Source organism: Plantactinospora sp. WMMC1484 (genome assembly GCF_049315195.1).
Classification (GTDB): Bacteria; Actinomycetota; Actinomycetes; order Mycobacteriales; family Micromonosporaceae; genus Plantactinospora.
This window is the reverse complement of sequence record NZ_CP186055.1, coordinates 3,892,379-3,909,957: the sequence shown is the minus strand read 5'-3', so window position 1 is coordinate 3,909,957 and position 17,579 is coordinate 3,892,379. Positions and strand designations below refer to the sequence as shown.

Sequence of the window (17,579 nt, the reverse complement as noted above, 5' to 3'; positions counted from 1 at the left end):
CGCCACCATGACCGCGCTGGCCACCCTGCTCGTCCTCGCCGACGGCCGGCTACCCGCCGGCGGGCACGCCCACTCGGGCGGGCTGGAGGCGGCGGTGACCAGCGGTCGGCTCCGCGACCTGGCCGGGTTGGACGGTTTCCTGCGTGGCCGGCTCGCCACCACCGGCCGGGTCACCGCCGCGTTCACCGCCGCCGCCTGCGCGGCATCGGTGCCCGGATCGGCCGACCCGCTCCGACTGGACGCCCTCGACGAGGGGCTGGAGGCCCGCACCCCCTCCCCGGCGCTGCGCCGCGCGTCCCGGGTGCAGGGGCGCGCCCTGCTCCGGGCCGGCCGGGCAATCTGGTCGGTCGACCCGGCACACCGGGACCGGCACCATCCGATCGCGCTCGGCATCGTGGCAGCGGCGGCGGGACTCGCCCCCGCCGAGGCGGCGGTCGCCGGGGCGTACGGGTCGGTCAGCGGGCCGGCGAGTGCCGCCGTACGCCTGCTCGGCCTCGACCCGTACGCGGTGCACGCCATCCTCGCCGGGCTGGCCGGCGAGTGCGACCGGCTCGGTGCCGAGGCGGCGACCCTGGTCGACGAGCTGGTCGACCTGCTACCCGCCGACTCCGCACCGCTGCTGGAGATCGGTGCCGAGATCCACGCGAGCTGGGAGGTGCGTCTCTTTGCGTCCTGAACTCCACGACACACACCACGAACCGCACACCGGCGAGGTGCCGCACACGCACCCGGACGCCGAGGTGCCGCACACACATCCCGACCCGGGGATCGACCCGCACCCGCCGCTGGCCGCCGGTGCCGGCGACGGGTCCCGCCCGGTGCGGGTCGGCATCGGCGGCCCGGTCGGCTCGGGCAAGACCGCGCTGGTCGCCGCATTGTGCCGGGCACTCGGCGACGAGCTCCGGCTCGCCGTGGTGACCAACGACATCTACACCACCGAGGATGCCGACTTCCTGCTCCGCAACGGGGTGCTGCCGGCCGAGCGGATCCGCGCGGTGGAGACCGGGTGCTGCCCGCACACCGCGATCCGGGACGATATCTCCGCCAACCTGGACGCCGTGGAGGAGTTGGCGGCGACCCTGGGTCCGCTCGATTTGGTGCTGGTGGAGAGCGGTGGCGACAACCTGACCGCGACCTTCAGCCGGGGTCTGGTGGACCGGCAGATCTTCGTGGTCGACGTGGCGGGCGGTGACAAGGTGCCGCGCAAGGGCGGTCCCGGCGTCACCTCGGCGGACCTGCTCGTGGTCAACAAGACCGACCTGGCTCCGCTGGTCGGCGCCGACCTGTCGGTGATGGCCCGGGACGCGACCGCCCGCAGGGGCGAGCTGCCCACCGTCTTCCTCTCCCTGGTCGAGGATCCGAAGGCGACCGAGGTGGCGGCCTGGATCCGGGCTCTCCTGCCGGCGAGGCCGAGCGTCTGATGCGCGCCGAGGCCCGGATCGCGGTCGAGGCGGACCCGTCCCGGGGTACCCGACCGGCGGTGCTGCGCGGCGACCCGCCGCTGCTGCTGCGGCGGACCGGACATCCCGGTCCCGACGGCGAGCTGCACCTGCACCTGGTCGGCGGGGCGGCCGGCCCGCTCGGCGGCGACGACCTCCGGCTAGACATCGAGGTCGGCCCGGGTGCGCGGCTCTGCGTACGCAGCGTCGCCGCCTCGCTGGCCCTGCCCGGCCCGGCCGGTGGGCGGTCCCGGCTCACGGTGACCGCCCGGGTCGGCTCCGGCGGTTCGCTGCGCTGGCTGCCCGAACCGCTGATCGGGGCGGCCGGCTGCGACCACGTGACGACCAGCCGGATCGAGCTGGCCGAGGGGGCGGAACTGCACTGGCGGGAGGAGCTGGTCTGCGGCCGGCACGCCGAGTCCCCGGGCGACGTCCGGATCGAGACGATGCTGAGGTATGACGGCCGTACGCTGCTCCGAAACGATCTCGCGGTCGGGCCCCGCGCTTCCGGCTGGTCGGGGCCGGCGGTGCTCGACGGTGCGGGCGCGGCCGGCACCCTCCTGATGGTCGATCCCTCCGGTGGCTACGACGCGACAGCCGGGCCGGTGCGCGCGGAGGCGACCGGAGTCCCGGGGGTCGCGGCGGCCGTGCTGCCGCTGGCCGGCGGCCCGGCGGTGCTGGTCAGCGCAGTCGGCGCCGATCCGCGGTCCGTCCGCAGCCACCTGGACCGGCTGTCGAACCCCACGGGCGGGCAGGGGTCAGTTGATCGCGGCCGGCGAGGTGTCATTCCGGAGAGCTGAACCGGCGCGTCCGCGCCTGCACGTAGGGTGATGCCATGCCTGCGGTGCCCTGGTGGGGAGTGCTCTCCTCGGTGGCGGCCCCGGTGCTGTTGGCCGTCGGGTGGACCCTGGCGGCGGTACGCCAACCACCGGGGTACGACCCGGTCGCGGACACCATCAGCCAACTCTCCTCGTACGGCATGATCGACCGGCTGATCCTGGTCGTCTGCCTCGCCGGCCTCGGCGTGGCGCACCTGGTGACCGCCGTCGGCCTGCGCTTCGTGCCGCTCGCCGGCCGGCTGGTCTACGGCGGCGGGGGCGCGGCGACCATCGTGGTGGCGCTGGTCCCGAAGGTCGACTCGGTCACTCCACCCGTGCACGGGATCGCCGCCGTGATCGCGTTCGTCGCCCTGGCGACCTGGCCGAGCGTGGCCGCACTCCGCTGGTCGCACCGTCCCGGTCGCCGCACCGGCCGGCCCTGGCCGCTGCGGCTTCCGGTGGCCTTCACCGCCAGCGCCGTGATGCTCGGGTCGGGGCTGTGGCTCGCGCTGCAACTGCCGGACGGCCCGACGGCGGGACTGGCCGAACGGGTCACGGCCGGCCTGGAGGCGCTCTGGCCGCTCGTCGTGGTCCTCATCGGCCTGCGCCGGGGCACGGCCGCCGCCGGCCGGCACATCTCCCAATCAGCGTGATGCCAGGGAGTCGTCACGACGACTCCCTGGCATCACGGTGCAGCAGACGTTTCGGTTCACCGGGCTACCGGCGCGCTGCCGTCACCCGAACGGCTCGATCAGTAGATGCTCACGCCGTACGCGTTGAGCGCCTCGACGACCGGCTGGAAGTAGGTCGTGCCGCCGGAGGTGCAGTTGCCGCTGCCGCCCGAGGTCAGGCCGAGGGCCGTGCTTCCGGCGAAGAGCGGGCCGCCGCTGTCGCCCGGCTGGGCGCAGACGGTGGTCCGGATCAGCCCGGAGACGGTGCCGCTGCCCGAGTAGTTGACGGTGGCGTTCAGCGCGGTCACCCGGCCGCTGCGCAGCCCGGTGGTGCTGCCGCTGCGCTGCACGGACTGGTTGACGCTCGGGTTGGCCGCCCCGGTGATGTCCCGGTAGCCGCTGTAGAGGTAGACGTCGCCGGGCTGCTGGGCGATGCCGCTGGCGTAGCGGACGATGCCGTAGTCGTTGCCGGGGAAGCTGCTGCCGGCCCGGGTGCCGATCACCGAACCTCCCGAGCTGTTGGACCAGTTCGCCCCGGCGTTGGTGCAGTGGCCGGCGGTCAGGAAGTAGTAGGTGCTGCCGCTGCGCACGTTGAAGCCGAGCGAGCAGCGGCTGCCGCCGGTGTAGATCGCGTGGCCGCCGGAGATGGTGGTGCTCAGCGTGCCGGGGATCGACTGGATGCGCACCGCCCCGCCGAACCGGGCGGTGACGGCCTTGATCTTGGCCAGCTTGGCACCGGTGACCGTGCTGTCCACGTCGACGGCGACCTGGTTGGTCATCGGGTCGACGTACCACGCGGTGCCGGGGATCCTGGCGGAACGGTCCAGCTCGGCGGTGACCTGGGACAGTTCGGCGGAGCCGCGGGCCACGAGCCGGGCCACCGCCCCGGACGCCCGGACCTGGCGGGCCGCCGCCTCGTCGGTCACGGTCACCACCATCTTGCCGGTGGAGTCCAGGTAGGTGCCGGCGGACCGGGCGCCCAGCCGCTCGGAGAGCGCCGTCGCGGCCTCCGGAGACGCGACCGGAGCAGCCTGCGCGGGTACGCCGATCAGCATGCCGGCGACGAGTGCCCCGGTCGCTGACGCGATCGCGACAAGGCGGATCGAAGACCTTGTGGGTCGCATGTGCTGCCTCCCATTGGGGGGTTTGGAGGTGTCTGCGCCGAGCCGGCACATCGTCAACGAGTATTCATACATTTGAGATCGTGAACAAGAGACCAAACATATCGCCTGCAACCGGGCGTTCGCCTTATGGTCACATCCATTGTGAAGACTCACATCTATCTATATGATCTCCCCACACCCCCAGCAGACCCAGGCAACCGCGATCCGGAGGCCGCCATGTCCGCTACCCGCCGCACCCCCGCCAGCACCCTCGCCACCCTCCTCACCGCCGCCGTCCTCACCGCCGCCGTCCTCGTCACCTCGATCGGACTCGTCGCCGCCCCCGCGCACGCCGACCCCGGCCCACCGCCCGCCTCGATGGCCAGCCTGGGTGACTCGATCACCCGGGGCTTCAACGCCTGCGGCTGGTACGTCGACTGCCCGTCCCGCTCGTTCAGCACCGGCGACGACGCCGAGGTGAACAGCCACTACCTGCGCATCCGCACGGCGAACCCGGCGATCAACGGGCGCAACCACAACGACGGACGCTCCGGCGCCACGTCCGCGGACATGGCCGGCCAGGCCGGCACCGCCGTCTCACAGGGCGTCGGCTACGTGACGATGCTGATCGGCGCCAACGACGCCTGCACCAGCTCCGAGTCGAGCATGACGCCGGTCAGCACGTTCCGGAACAACATCGACGCCGCACTCAACCGGCTGCGCTCCGGCCTGCCGGAGGCCCGGGTGTTCGTGATCAGCGTCCCCGACATCCAGCGGCTCTGGTCGGTCGCGCGGGGCAACCTCGCCGCCCGGACGGCGTGGTCGCTCTTCGGGATCTGCCAGTCCATGCTGGCCAACCCGACCTCGAACGCCCAGGCCGACGCCGACCGGCGCAGCCGGGTACGCCAACGGGTGGTCGACTACAACACACAGCTCGCCCAGGCCTGCGCCGCGTACGGGCCGAACTGCCTCTTCGACGGCAACGCCGTCTTCAGCTATCCGTTCACGCTGGGCCAGCTCTCCGGCTGGGACTACTTCCACCCGAACGCCTCCGGGCAGCGGGTGCTGGCCGGGATCTCCTACGACGCCGGCTTCGGCTGGTAACCGCCGCCGGACGGCGTGAATCGCGAGAGCTTGCCGGGAGGTCGGGTCGGGTCCGGCGGAGGCCGGTAGCCGAGCAGACCGTCTCCGATCGCCACGGCCAGAAGCTCCGGCAGCGCCACGAGGTCCGTCACCGGGGCGCCCAGGTCGATCGTCTGGCCGGGCGTCCCCGGGTGCCCGAGGAGCTGCCATCGCAGCACGCTCCCGTCGGCCGCCACCAGCCAGGTGGTCCGGCCGGCGGGGACGACGGCGAGCGAGCGTACCGGGCCGGTGGCGGTCAGCACCACGGCCGGCTCCGGCAGCAGCTCGGCGAGCGCCCGACCTGCCTGACCGGACCCGGCTCCGGCGCGCCGCGAACGCAGCAGGTCGGTCACGTCGACGGAGCGGACCTGCCCGTTGCGGCCCGCCCCGAACACCAGGCCGCGCCCGTCAACCGTCGCGGCCAGCGCGGCGTACGCGGCCCCGCCGTGCCCGTCCAGCACCCGCCATCCGGGCACTCCCCGATCGTCGAGCTGCCAGAGCCGTACGGCGTCGTCCTCGGCGGCGGTCAGCCCGACCGGTACGCCCACCAGCTCGCCGACCGCCACCGCCCGGATCGGAGCCGGGTGCCCGGTCACCGGGCCGGTCAGCTGGCCGGTCGCAGGGTCCATCCGGAACAGCGCCGTCCCGGCCGCCACCAGCAACATCGGGCGGCCCGAGGCCAGCCCCGCGGCGGCGTGCACCGTCGCGCCGCCCGTGCCGACCGGTACCGCGCCGATCCGCTTCCCGCTGGTCGGGTCCCAGAGCGCCAGGTGCTCCGCTTCGGGGGCGGCCAGCAAGGGCGCGGTTCCCGCCACCAGCGCCACACCCCCGGGGACTCCGTCGAGAGGCAGCCGGACCTCGACCCCGGTCACCGGATCGAACCCGCGCACCGGCCCGGCGACCGAGCCGGCAAGTCCGCGCACCGGCCCGGCGAGCAGCACCTGCCCGGCGGGCCGACCGGCGACGGCGAGGCACCTGGTCGGTCCGGCAACGGCGGCCGGCCCCACCTCGTCGACGCTTCCGGCATCCGGCGCGGCAGCGTGCGCCGCCGGCAGCGGATCGGGCCGGAACGGGTAGGGCCGCTCGGGATCCCAGACCCAGACCAGGCCCGCCCCGTCCCCGGTGGCCAGCATCGACCGCCCGGCGATCTCGACCGCGATCGTCCGGGTCGGCGCCGCCTCGTACGGGTAGCGGAACGCCGCCACTTGCCGCCCGCTCTCCGGCAACCAGGCCCGCACGGTCGCATCGTCGCCGCTCCACAGCACCGGCCGGTCGTCGAGCCAGCCCGGTACGACGGAGTTGACCTGACCGGTGTGCTCGACGAACGGTGGACCGAGCGGTTGCCCGTCGACCGGGTCCCAGGCCCGGGCCACCCGTCCGGCGGCGCCGAGCAGTACCGGTCGATCCCGCCAGGTTGCGAAGTCGACGGCCGTGACCAGGCTGGAGACCTCGAAGGCAGGCTCACCGAGTGGCTCGGCCCGGATCTCGTCGCCCGCCGCCCACTCCAGCCGCCAGAGCGGGAGCCGGCCGCCGCTGGTGCCGACCGCCAGCACGGCGCTCTCCCCCGCCTCGGTCGCGGCCAGCACGCTGATCCGCCCGCCGCCGGTACGCAGTGTGCGCAGTCGCACGCCCGAGTCGGTGCCGAGCGACCAGATCTCCAGGCGTGGCGATCCGCCGGTCAGCACCGCCAGCGGGCGACCGGCCAGCATGACGGTGGCCAGCGACCGTACGTCCCCACACCACTGCCGCCAACGTGACCGTCCACTGTCGAGGTCGCTGACCTGGAGGTAGCCTGCTCCGGCCCCCGAGACGATCAGCTGCTCGCCGTCGATCCGGGTGATCGCGGAGACCCGCGCGTGGGCCCGGTCGTCCACGGCGCCGGCAAGGTCGCCGCCGAGCAGGTCGAGCACCACCCGCGCCCCGGCGTAGCTGGTGACCAGTGCGCGCGGCCGGCCGGTCCGGTCGTCGGTGAAGCCGGCCAGCGCGGTGACCCAGGCCGGCACGGGCTGGTAAGGGCCGGGCCGCGCCGGCAGCGGTCGTGGTTGCCGACCGGCGGGGCTCCAGGTCCAGAGCGGCCGGCCGGTCCAGGCCGGGTCGACCATTCACCGGAGTGTAGTGCGGGGCCGCGCCCGGCTCCGCCAGCGCGAAAGGAGCGGCATACCGGACACGCGATCCGCCGGCTGTCCCGCGCCCCGCGCGGCTACACCGAGAGGAGCGAGTGCACCGACGGGTCGCGCAGGTCGGCCCGGTCACCGGCCCGGACCACCTCCCCGGCGTCCAGGATCACAAACTGGTCGGCGAGCCGGAGTGCCAGCTCCAGATACTGCTCGACCAGCAGGATGGCGAGTCCGAGTTCCTTGTGCAGCCGCTGGATCGCCTCCTCGATCTCCAGGATGATCGACGGCTGGATGCCCTCGGTCGGCTCGTCCAGCAGCAGCATCTTCGGGCGGCTGACCAGGGCGCGGGCGATGGCGAGCTGCTGTTGCTGACCGCCGGAGAGGAAGCCGGCCCGGCGTGCCCGCAGCGCCGGCAGCGCCGGGAACAGGTCGAATGCCTCGTCCACCGCGCCCCGGCTGACCTCGCCGGCCGCCTCCGCCGCCACCTGGAGGTTCTCCCCGACGGTGAGCTGCGGAAAAGTCTCGTGACCGGGCGGCACGTAACCGAGCCCGCGACGCACCCGCTCGTGCGTCTTCAGTCCGGTGATCTCCGTCCCGGCGAACTGGATCCGGCCGGCACGGACCGGCAGGACGCCCATGATCGCCTTCAGCAGGGTCGTCTTGCCCACCCCGTTGCGCCCCATCACGCAGACCAGGGAGCCGGCCGGCACCGACAGGTCCACCCCGAAGAGCACCTGCGCCCGCCCGTACGCCACGTCCAGGCCCTGCACACTCAGCATCACGACGCCTCCTTGACCAGGTCGGCACTCTCCTTGCGGGTCCGGCCGAGATAGACCTCCTGCACCCGGGGATTGGCCTGCACCTGGGCCACCGTCCCCTCGCAGAGCAGCCGCCCCTCGTGCAGCACCGTGACGGTGCTGGCGAACCGGCGCAGGAAGTCCATGTCGTGCTCGACCACCACCACGGTGTGCTCCCGGGCCACCTGCCGGAGCAACTCGCCGGTCCGGGCCCGCTCGTCCCGGCTCATCCCGGCGACCGGCTCGTCCAGCAACAGCAGGCTGGGTCGCTGGGCGAGCAGCATCCCGATCTCCAGCCACTGCCGCTGCCCGTGCGAGAGAACTCCCGCCGGGCGGTTCGCCAGCTCGGCCAGACCGGTGGTGTCCAGCGCCTGCGCCACCTGGTCGGCGACTCCCCGCCGCCTGCGCAGCAGCGCGCCGAGCGGTCGCCGGAACGTCGCCGCGAGGTCCAGGTTCTCCAGTACGGTCAACTGCTCGAAGACCACCGAGGTCTGGAAGGTACGGCCGATGCCGAGCCGGACGATCTGGTGTTCCCGCCGGCCGACGATCTCCTCGCCGGCGAACCGCACCGAGCCGGAGGCCGGTCTGGTCAGGCCGGTGATCACGTCGATCAGGGTGGTCTTCCCGGCCCCGTTCGGCCCGATCAGGAAGCGCAGCTCCCCGGCGCCGACGGTGAGGTCGAGGTCGGTGATCGCCCGGAAGCCGGAGAAGACCACGTTGAGCCCGCGCACCTGCAACAGCTCGGTCATGCCGACTCCTCCCCCCGCTTCGCGGCCACCGCCGGCACTCCCGGCCCGGTGCGCTCCACCGCGGCGGGGTCGTCCAGCGGTTCCGTGACGTCGGCCGGATCGGGGGCGTCCGCCGGCCCGACGCGGTCGACGGAACCGTCCGGTACCGACGTACCCGGAGGGGTCGTCGCCGTGGCGGCGGCCGGCACGGTTCGGCGGCGCCGGTGCGCGACCGCGGCCCGGGCGTCGGCGGCGAGCCCGGCGAGCCCGCGCGGCGCCCAGATCATCACCACCACGAACATCGCGCCCTGGAGGTAGATCCAGTTGTCCGCCGACTCCTCGCTGAAGATGGTCTTGGCGTAGTTGACCAGCAGCGCCCCGCCGACCGCCCCGGCCAGCGAGAACCGTCCGCCGATCGCCACCCCGATCAGCAGTTCCAGCGAGGCGACGATGCCCAGGTTGGCCGGGCTGAGCAGGCCGACCATCGGCACGAAGAGGGCACCGGCGATCCCGGCCATCCCGGCCGAGACGGCGAAGGCGATGGTCTTCACCACGGCCGGCTCGTAGCCGAGGAAGCGCACCCGGTCCTCGCCGTCGCGGACGGCCACCAGCAACTGCCCGAAGCGGCTACGGCTCAACTGCCAGGCGAGCAGGAACATCACCCCGAGCACGGCGACCACGACCAGATAGAGGATGCGCTTGTCGCCCGGCTGATAGAGGTCGAGGCCGTAGAACATCTGGAAGTTGGTCAGCCCGTTGGTGCCGCCGGTCAGCCCCTGTTGACCGACGAGCAGGATCACGAAGGCGGCGGCCAGCGCCTGGGAGAGCACCGCGAAGTAGGCGCCCCGGACCCGCTGCCGGAAGACCAGCAGGCCGAGCAGGACGGCGACGGTGACCGGCAGTACCACCACCATGGCGAGCGCGAAGACCGGGTTGGCGAAGGGCCGCCAGAGCGCCGGCAGACTCTCCACCCCGCTCCAGACCATGAAGTCCGGCAGCCCGCCGGGGCCCGCCTCGCGCAGCTTGAGGTGCATCCCCATGGCGTAGCCGCCGAGGCCGAAGAAGACGCCCTGGCCGAGGGTGAGCATGCCGCCCCGCCCCCAGGCCAGGCCGATCCCGACCGCGACGATGGCATAGCAGAGATATTTGCCGAGCAGGTCCAGCCGGAACGGCGAGAGCACCGCCGGCGCGACCAGGAGCAGCAGCAGGCCCACCCCGACGAAGAGCGCCGGCCCGGCCAACCGCCGCCGTGGCGGGCCGGCCGTGGCGCGCGACGTCCGCCCGTTCGTGGTGGCGAGGGCCCCGGTCATGACAGCGCCCGGCTGCGGACGACGAACATCCCCTGCGGGCGGAGCTGGAGGAACGCGATGATCACGGCGAACACCACCACCTTGGCGAAACTGGCGCCGTTGTCGACCCAGAATTCGACGAAGCTGTTCAGGATGCCGAGGGCGAAGGCGGCGATGACCGCGCCCCGGAGCTGGCCGAGTCCGCCGGCGACGACGACCAGGAACGCATCCACTATGTAGTTGGTGCCCAGGGTCGGCCCGACCGGGCCGATCAGGGTGAGCGCCACCCCGGCCACCCCGGCCAGGCCGGATCCGATGAAGAAGGTGAGCTGGTCGACCCGTTCGGTAGCCACCCCGCTGACCGCGGCGAGCTGCCGGTTCTGCATCACCGCGCGCATCCGGCGGCCGTGCCGCAGCCGGGTCAGGTAGAGCCAGATCGCCACCACACAGCCGACTGCGAGCACCATGATGAAGACCCGGTTGTACGGCAGCCGCACGCCGCCGAGGTCGAGTCCGCCGGTGAGCCAGCCCGGTGCGCGTACCTGCACGTTGGGCGCGCCGAAGATGTCCCGGGCGACCTGTTGCAGGAGGAGGCTGATCCCCCAGGTGAGCAGCAGGGTGTCCAGCGGCCTTCCGTAGAAGTGCCGGATGGCCAGCCGTTCGAGGATCAGCCCCATCAGCCCGGCGACGCCGAACGCCACCGGCAGGGCGACCACCACCGACTGCGTACCGACCAGCGGTTGCAGCAGGTAGGCGGTGTAGGCGCCGGCCATGATGAACTCGCCGTGGGCCATGTTGATCACGCCCATCTGGCCGAAGGTGAAGGTCAGACCGAGCGCGATCAGGAGCAGCACCGCTCCGATGCTCGCCCCGATCACGAGTTGGTTGAGTGTCGCCATGGCCGGCGCCTCCGTCCGGTTCGCGGCCGTCAGTCGGTCGTCCGTCGGTCCCGCCGGTCAGCTCAGGAGAGGCCGGCGGCCCACGGGTAGCCCTTCAGGTAGGGATCCGGCTTGATCGGCGCCCCGGAGTTCCAGACCTCCTTGATCTGGCCGTCCGGCTGCACCAGGCCGATCCGGGCGGTCTTGAAGACGTGCTGGTTCTCGCCGTCGATCGTGACGGTCCCCTCCGGGGCCTCAAGCGAGATGCCGCCCGCGGCCTTCTTCACCGCCTCCACCTCCACGCTGCCGGCCTTCTTGACCGCCTCGGCCCAGAGGTAGACGGCGTTGTAGCCGGCCTCCATCGGGTCGGAGGTGACCTTGTTGGCGCCGTACTTGGCCTTGAACGCCTGCACGAACTTCTCATTCCGGGCGCCGGCGGTGGTCTGGTAGTAGTTCCAGGCGACCAGGTGGCCGGCGACGTTCTCCGGACCGATGCCGACGACCTCCTCCTCGGCGACGCTGACCGAGACGGTCGGCATCGCCTCGGCGGTGATGCCGCTGCTGCGGAGCTGCTTGAAGAAGGCGACGTTGCTGTCCCCGTTGAGGGTGTTGAAGACGGCGTCCGGCTGGGCCTGCTGGAGCTTGTTCACCACGGTGCTGTACTCGGTGTGTCCCAGCGGGGTGTACTCCTCGCCGAGCACCGTCATCCCGTTCGCCGCCGCGTACGCCTTGATGATCTTGTTTGCGGTACGCGGGAAGACGTAGTCGCTGCCGACCAGGAAGATGCTCTTCTTGCCCTGTTCCTTCAGGTAGTCCAGGCCGGGCACGATCTGCTGGTTGGTGGTCGCACCGGTGTAGAAGATGTACTCCGAGCTCTCCAGCCCCTCGTACTGCACCGGATACCAGAGCAGCGCCCTGTTGCGCTCGAAGACCGGCAGCATCGCCTTGCGGCTGGCCGAGGTCCAGCCGCCGAAGACGGTGGCGACCCTGTCCTGCGAGATGAGCTTCTGCGCCTTCTCGGCAAAGGTGGGCCAGTCCGAGGCGCCGTCCTCCACGACGGGCTCGATCTTCTTGCCGAGCACCCCGCCGGTTGCGTTGATCTCCTCGATGGCGAGCAGTTCGGCATCCCGTACGGTCACCTCGCTGATCGCCATGGTGCCGCTCAACGAGTGCAGGATGCCGACCTTGATGGTGCTACCACTGCCAGCACCCGACGCCGTCGTCGGATCTTCGGCACAACCGCCCGCGGCGAGCAGCGTCGCCGCCGCGGCCAGCATGACCAGCCGTTTCCGTACGCCTCGTGGCATCCGCCGTACCCCTTTCGCCAAGCTGCTGCGTAGTGCCACGAACCGTAGGAATGAAGGATTTCATGAATCTGAGTGCATCGATGTCTGCCGTGTTAAGGAACCCTCACAACGCAGTGGATCAACGAGGTTACGGAGCGAGTACCCACCCTCGCTATACATCACGTGTATACGCATGATGTAGAGTAGCCCTCATGTCGATCGGACAGACTTTCCTGGGCCTGCTGGAGGCCAGCCCCCGGCACGGCTACGAGCTGAAACGGGTCTACGACGAACGGTTCGGCCAGGGCCGCCCGCTGCACTACGGGCAGGTCTACTCGACGCTGGCCCGGCTGCTTCGCGGCGGCCTGGTCGAGGTCGACGGGGTCGAGCCGGGCGCCGGCCCGGAACGCAAGCGTTACGCGATCACGGCCGCCGGGGTCACCGACGTACAACGGTGGTTGGCGCAGCCGGAGAAGCCCGACACCTACCTGCAGAACACCCTCTACGCCAAGGTGGTGCTCGGGCTGCTCACCGGCCGCGACGCCGCCGACATCCTCGACGTGCAGCGCACCGAGCACCTGCGGCTGATGCGCGAGCTGACCCGGCGCAAGACCGACGGCGACCTCGCCGACCAGCTCATCTGCGACTTCGCCCTCTTTCACCTGGAGGCCGACCTGCGGTGGCTGGAACTCACCGCCGCCCGGCTCGACCAGCTCGCCGCGACCCTGGGCGCCGTCCCGGCCGGCCGGCGCACGGACCCGGCATCGAGCGGCGCGGCGGGACCTACACCGGGCAGGTCCGCCCGTCCGGCGTCGGGCGGGGAGCAGAGCGGACGGGAGGTGCCGGCATGAGTGCCGAGGAGCAGCCGCTGCTCGCCGCGATCGACCTGCACAAGGCGTACGGGGCGACCCCGGCGCTGGAGGGGGCGAGCCTGGCGGTCCAGGCCGGCGAGATGGTGGCCGTGATGGGGCCCTCCGGCTCCGGCAAGTCGACACTGCTGCACTGCCTGGCCGGGATCGTCCGGCCGGACGCCGGCCAGGTCCGCTACCGCGACCGGGAACTCTCCGCGATGTCCGACACCGAGCGCAGCGCGCTGCGCCGGGGCGACTTCGGCTTCGTCTTCCAGTTCGGTCAGCTCGTCCCCGAACTGACCTGCCTGGAGAACGTCGCGCTGCCGCTGCGGCTGGACGGCGTACGCCGCCGCGAGGCCGAGCGCCGGGCGGCGGAGTGGCTGGCCCGGCTGGAGGTCACCGACGTGGCCGGACAGCGCCCCGGCGAGATCTCCGGCGGGCAGGGGCAGCGGATCGCCGTCGCCCGCGCCCTGGTGACCGCACCGCGGGTGGTCTTCGCCGACGAGCCGACCGGAGCCCTGGACTCGCTCAACGGCGAGCAGGTGATGACGCTGCTCACCCAGGCCGCCCGGGAGACGGGCGCGGCGGTGGTGCTGGTCACCCACGAGCCACGGGTCGCCGCGTACGCCGATCGCGAGGTGGTGGTGCGCGACGGCCGTACCCGCGAGACCGTGCTGGTGCCGCGATGAGCCGGCGGCGGGTTCCGGGCTGGACCGCCGACCTGGCCCTCGGTGCCCGGCTGGTCTTCGCCGGCGGGCGTAATGGACTGCTCCGGACCCTGATGACCGCGGTCGGGGTGGGGCTCGGCGTGGCCCTGCTGCTGGCCACCACCGCGATCCCGGACATGCTGGCGGCGCGGTCGGAACGGATCTCCGCCCGTGACGACCAGTTCTTCGGTGCCCCGCAACCGCCGGCCGGCGACGACACCCTGCTGGTGGCGGAGGTCGACACCGTCTTCCGGGACGTGCCGGTCCGGGGACGGCTGCTCCAGCCGGACGGCGCCAACCCGCCGGTCCCGCCGGGACTGACCACGCTCCCCCGAGCGGGCGAGCTGGTGGTCTCCCCGGCGCTGGCCCGGCTGCTCGACTCCCCCGAGGGCGCGCTGCTGCGCCCCCGGCTGGACCGTCCGGTGGTCGGGACCATCGCCGACGCCGGCCTCGCCGGGCCGAACGAGTACGCCTACTATCTCGGCAGCGACCGGCTCCGGCCCGGCGACGACGTGATGCGGATCGACCACTTCGGCAGCCGTGACGAGCGGGAAGGACTCGACCCGGTACTCACGCTGCTGGTCCTGATCATTTTCGTGGTGCTGCTGCTGCCGATCGCGGTCTTCGTCGCCGCGGCGGTCCGGTTCGGCGGGGAGGCCCGGGACCGGCGGCTCGCCGCGCTCCGACTGGTCGGCGCGGACACCGCGATGACCCGGCGGATCGCGGCCGGCGAAGCGCTTGTCGGGGCGATGCTCGGGCTGCTGGCCGGCGCGATCTTCTTCCTCGCCGGCCGGCAACTCGTCGAACTGGTCACCGTCCGGCAGATCAGCGTCTTCGCCGAGGACGTCCGACCCGTTCCGGTGCTCGCCGCGCTCATCGCCCTGACGGTGCCGGTCACCGCGCTCGCGGTCACCCAGCTCGCGCTCCGCCGGGTCGTCATCGAGCCGCTCGGCGTCGTACGCCGGGCGGCCAGCCGGCGGCGCCGGCTCTGGTGGCGGCTGGCGCTGCCCGTCGCCGGTGCCGTGCTGTTGCTGCCGATGCTCGGCCGGATCGACCAGGGTGGCGGCAGCTTCAACCAGACCCAGGTGGTCGGCGGCGTGCTGCTGGTGCTCGTCGGGGTCACCGCGCTGCTGCCCTGGCTGGTCGAGGCGGTGGTCGGCCGGCTGGCCGGTGGCGCCGTGTCGTGGCAGCTCGCGCTCCGCCGGCTGCAGCTGGACGGCGAGTCCTCGGGCCGGATGGTCAGCGGGGTCGCGGTGGCCGTGGCCGGCGGGATCGCGTTGCAGATGCTCTTCGCCGGGATCCAGCACGACTACGTCCGGCTCACCGGACAGGATCCGAGCCGGGCGCAGGCGATGGTCGTCACGCCCCGGTCGCTGGCCCCGGCCGAGGCCGGCGAGTTCGTCGACCGGTTCCGCTCGGTCGACGGGGTCCGGACGGTCGTCGCCACCCTCGACACCTCGGTCACGGCGGTCGACGCGCCGCGCGAGACGGACGGCTACCACCCGTCCCACCTGCTGCGGATCGGCGACTGCGCGGCCCTGCGCGAACTGGCCACCCTGGACCGCTGCGCCGACGGCGACCTCTTCGCCGCCCGCGACGAGGAGACGGCCGCCGCGAACCCGACGCCGCTGCCCCGGGCCGGCCAGCAGGTCGAGATCGGTGACGACCCGGCCACTGCGGCCCGCTGGACGATCCCGGGCGGCATCCGCCCGGTCACGGCCCGGCCGGATCCCGGCGGCAGCCTGATGACCGCGATCCTCGCCACTCCCGGCGCGGTGGGGCTGAGCCGGCTCGACGGGCTGCACGCCCGCACCCGCATCTACCTGGGCCTGGACCCGGCCCGGCCGGAGACGATCGAGCGGGTCCGCAACGCCGCGCTCCCTCTCGGCACGCCCGGCGTACGGGTCCAGGAGATCAACGCGACCGAGGAGGTCGACCGGTTCGCCGAGATCCGCCGAGGGCTCTACATCGGGGTGGTCGCCACCCTGCTGCTGCTCGGCGCGAGCCTGCTGGTCGGCATCCTCGAACAGTTGCGGGAACGTCGGCGCAGCCTCGCCGTGCTGGTCGCCTTCGGCACCCGGCGCAGCACGCTGAGCTGGTCGGTGCTCTGGCAGACAGCTGTGCCGGTGCTGCTCGGGCTGGCCCTGGCGATCGTGCTCGGCGCGGCGCTCGGCGGCATCCTGCTGACCATGGTCCGCCAGACCGTACGCCTCGACTGGTCCAGCATCGGCATCATGTCCGGGCTCGCGGCGGCGATGGTGCTGCTGGTGACGGCGGCGGGCCTGCCGGCACTCTGGCGACTGCTGCGTCCGGGTGGCCTGCGCAGCGAGTGAGGTGCGGTGTGCACGGGGTCGGGGTGCGCTGCCCCGACCCCACACACACGCGGTCAGCCGACCGTCGGCCAGAGGTCGGCGGCCGGAGGCTGCCAGACGTCCGGCGCCGCCCCGACCTGGTCGCCGGAGCGGATGTCCTTCACCTCGTCAGCCGCGCCCTCGGCGCCAGGGAACCAGACGTACGGGATGCCGCGCCGCTCGGCGTACCGGATCTGCTTGCCGAACTTCGCCGCCGACGGGGAGACCTCGGTCGGGATGCCCCGGCGGCGCAGTGCGTCGGCGATCCGGTTGCTCTCCGGCCGGCGTTCCTCGCTCGGCAGCGCCACCAGTACGCAGGTCGGCACGCTCCGGGAGATGGTCAGCGCCTCCGCGCCGAAGAGCAGCCCGAGCAGCCGGGTGACCCCGATCGAGATGCCAACCCCGGGGAACCGGGCGTTGGCGTCGCTGGCCAGGTTGTCGTAGCGCCCGCCGGAGCTGACCGAGCCATACCGCTCGTAGCCGCGGAGTTGGGTCTCGTAGACCGTGCCGGTGTAGTAGTCCAGGCCCCGGGCGATCCGCAGGTCGGCCACACAGAGCCCGGGGCCGTGTGCGACGGCGTTCTCCAACACCGCGACCAACTCGGCCAGCCCTTCGTCGAGGAGCGGGTCGCTGACCCCGAGCGCCCGGACCGCGTCGGCGAAGGACGGGTCCGGCGCGGCGATCTCGGCCAGCGCCAGGCACGCCTTTGCCTGCGCGTCGGTCGCCCCGGCGGTCTCGGCCAGCAGCGCCGCGACACCGTCCGGCCCGATCCGGTCCAGCCGGTCCACCGCGCGCAGCGCCGCCAGCGGGTCGGCCAGGCCGATCCCCCGGTAGAAGCCCTCCAGCAGCTTGCGGTTGTTGACCTGAATCCGGATCGGCAGCCGCCCGTCGGCGTTGCCGAGCGGCAGGCCGCCGAGGGCGTCGCCGATCACCAGCGGGATCTCGGCCTCGTGGTGCGGCGGCAGGGTGTCCCGGTCCACGATGTCGATGTCGGCCTGGAGGAACTCGCGGTAGCGCCCCTCCTGCGGGCGCTCCCCCCGCCAGACCTTCTGGATCTGGTAGCGCCGGAACGGGAACTGCAGCCGACCGGCGTTCTCCAGCACGTAGCGGGCGAACGGCACGGTCAGGTCGAAGTGCAACCCGAGGCTCCCCTCGCCGGCCGGGGCCGTCCCCTCCTCCTGGAGGCGGCTGATCAGGTAGACCTCCTTGGAGGTCTCACCCTTGCGGAGGAGTTGGTCCAGCGGCTCGACGGCGCGGGTCTCCAGCGGCGCGAAGCCGTACAGCTCGAAGGTGCGGCGGATCCGGTCGAGGACGTACTGCTCGATCATCCGCTGCGGCGGCGCCCACTCCGGAAAGCCGGAGATCGGTGTTGGCTTGCTCATGACGCTCCTGTCGGAGCTCGCGCGAGTGCGCGAGCGGGGA

At 72.7% G+C, this 17,579-nt stretch carries 16 protein-coding genes; 8 read left to right on the top strand and 8 right to left on the bottom strand.

Going from position 1 to position 17,579, the window contains the following annotated elements; all coding sequences use genetic code 11:
* Positions 1 to 7: 7 nt before the first annotated feature.
* The 4 genes from ACN28C_RS17185 (at position 8) to ACN28C_RS17170 (ending at position 2,910) form a co-directional block, all read left to right on the top strand.
* Positions 8 to 676 carry an urease accessory protein UreF gene (locus ACN28C_RS17185; RefSeq protein WP_422774441.1) on the top strand — a complete coding sequence of 223 codons (669 nt, stop codon included), beginning with the start codon at positions 8 to 10 and terminating at the stop codon, positions 674 to 676.
* Positions 677 to 767: 91 nt separating this feature from the next.
* On the top strand, positions 768 to 1,421 hold the full coding sequence (ureG, locus tag ACN28C_RS17180) for an urease accessory protein UreG (RefSeq protein WP_422774714.1): 654 nt from the start codon (positions 768 to 770) through the stop codon (positions 1,419 to 1,421).
* Positions 1,421 to 2,239: an urease accessory protein UreD gene (locus tag ACN28C_RS17175; protein WP_422774440.1), complete on the top strand. Its 819-nt coding sequence runs from the start codon at positions 1,421 to 1,423 to the stop codon at positions 2,237 to 2,239. Before ureG ends, ACN28C_RS17175 begins: the two co-directional genes overlap by 1 nt.
* A 35-nt stretch (positions 2,240 to 2,274) precedes the next feature.
* Entirely contained in the window at positions 2,275 to 2,910 is a 636-nt protein-coding gene (locus ACN28C_RS17170; protein ID WP_422774439.1) for a DUF998 domain-containing protein, read from the top strand.
* Positions 2,911 to 3,008: 98 nt separating this feature from the next.
* Here the strand turns inward: ACN28C_RS17170 and ACN28C_RS17165 are convergent, their stop codons facing one another.
* A complete protein-coding gene (locus tag ACN28C_RS17165) occupies positions 3,009 to 4,052 on the bottom strand; it encodes a S1 family peptidase (protein WP_422774438.1) in 1,044 nt (347 codons plus the stop codon).
* Between the two features lie 216 nt (positions 4,053 to 4,268).
* Here ACN28C_RS17165 and ACN28C_RS17160 point away from each other — a divergent pair, with 216 nt between their 5' ends.
* Positions 4,269 to 5,135, top strand: a complete 867-nt coding sequence (locus ACN28C_RS17160; RefSeq protein WP_422774437.1) for a GDSL-type esterase/lipase family protein — start codon at positions 4,269 to 4,271, stop codon at positions 5,133 to 5,135.
* Here ACN28C_RS17160 and ACN28C_RS17155 read toward each other — a convergent pair.
* The 6 genes from ACN28C_RS17155 to urtA form a co-directional block, all read right to left on the bottom strand.
* On the bottom strand, positions 5,111 to 7,255 hold the full coding sequence (locus tag ACN28C_RS17155) for a WD40 repeat domain-containing protein (RefSeq protein WP_422774436.1): 2,145 nt from the start codon (positions 7,253 to 7,255) through the stop codon (positions 5,111 to 5,113). The genes ACN28C_RS17160 and ACN28C_RS17155 overlap by 25 nt on opposite strands.
* Before the next feature lie 98 nt (positions 7,256 to 7,353).
* On the bottom strand, positions 7,354 to 8,049 hold the full coding sequence (gene urtE, locus ACN28C_RS17150; protein ID WP_422774435.1) for an urea ABC transporter ATP-binding subunit UrtE: 696 nt from the start codon (positions 8,047 to 8,049) through the stop codon (positions 7,354 to 7,356).
* Entirely contained in the window at positions 8,049 to 8,816 is a 768-nt protein-coding gene (urtD, locus tag ACN28C_RS17145) for an urea ABC transporter ATP-binding protein UrtD (RefSeq protein ID WP_422774434.1), read from the bottom strand. The genes urtE and urtD overlap by 1 nt, the downstream gene beginning before the upstream one ends.
* A complete protein-coding gene (gene urtC / locus ACN28C_RS17140) occupies positions 8,813 to 10,105 on the bottom strand; it encodes an urea ABC transporter permease subunit UrtC (RefSeq protein ID WP_422774433.1) in 1,293 nt (430 codons plus the stop codon). Before urtC ends, urtD begins: the two co-directional genes overlap by 4 nt.
* On the bottom strand, positions 10,102 to 10,983 hold the full coding sequence (gene urtB, locus ACN28C_RS17135; RefSeq protein ID WP_422774432.1) for an urea ABC transporter permease subunit UrtB: 882 nt from the start codon (positions 10,981 to 10,983) through the stop codon (positions 10,102 to 10,104). Before urtB ends, urtC begins: the two co-directional genes overlap by 4 nt.
* Before the next feature lie 62 nt (positions 10,984 to 11,045).
* A complete protein-coding gene (gene urtA, locus ACN28C_RS17130; protein ID WP_422774431.1) occupies positions 11,046 to 12,269 on the bottom strand; it encodes an urea ABC transporter substrate-binding protein in 1,224 nt (407 codons plus the stop codon).
* Positions 12,270 to 12,460: 191 nt separating this feature from the next.
* On the opposite strand from urtA, the gene ACN28C_RS17125 reads away from it, so the two are divergent.
* From ACN28C_RS17125 to ACN28C_RS17115, 3 genes are read left to right on the top strand one after another with little or no spacing between them, the layout of a single operon-like run.
* Positions 12,461 to 13,099, top strand: coding sequence for a PadR family transcriptional regulator (locus ACN28C_RS17125; RefSeq protein ID WP_422774430.1), 639 nt, complete (start codon positions 12,461 to 12,463; stop codon positions 13,097 to 13,099).
* Positions 13,096 to 13,788: an ABC transporter ATP-binding protein gene (locus ACN28C_RS17120; protein WP_422774429.1), complete on the top strand. Its 693-nt coding sequence runs from the start codon at positions 13,096 to 13,098 to the stop codon at positions 13,786 to 13,788. Before ACN28C_RS17125 ends, ACN28C_RS17120 begins: the two co-directional genes overlap by 4 nt.
* Positions 13,785 to 16,139, top strand: a complete 2,355-nt coding sequence (locus ACN28C_RS17115; RefSeq protein WP_422774428.1) for an FtsX-like permease family protein — start codon at positions 13,785 to 13,787, stop codon at positions 16,137 to 16,139. Before ACN28C_RS17120 ends, ACN28C_RS17115 begins: the two co-directional genes overlap by 4 nt.
* Before the next feature lie 53 nt (positions 16,140 to 16,192).
* Here the strand turns inward: ACN28C_RS17115 and hisS are convergent, their stop codons facing one another.
* Positions 16,193 to 17,539, bottom strand: a complete 1,347-nt coding sequence (gene hisS / locus ACN28C_RS17110) for a histidine--tRNA ligase (RefSeq protein ID WP_422774427.1) — start codon at positions 17,537 to 17,539, stop codon at positions 16,193 to 16,195.
* Between the last annotated feature and the right edge of the window lie 40 nt (positions 17,540 to 17,579).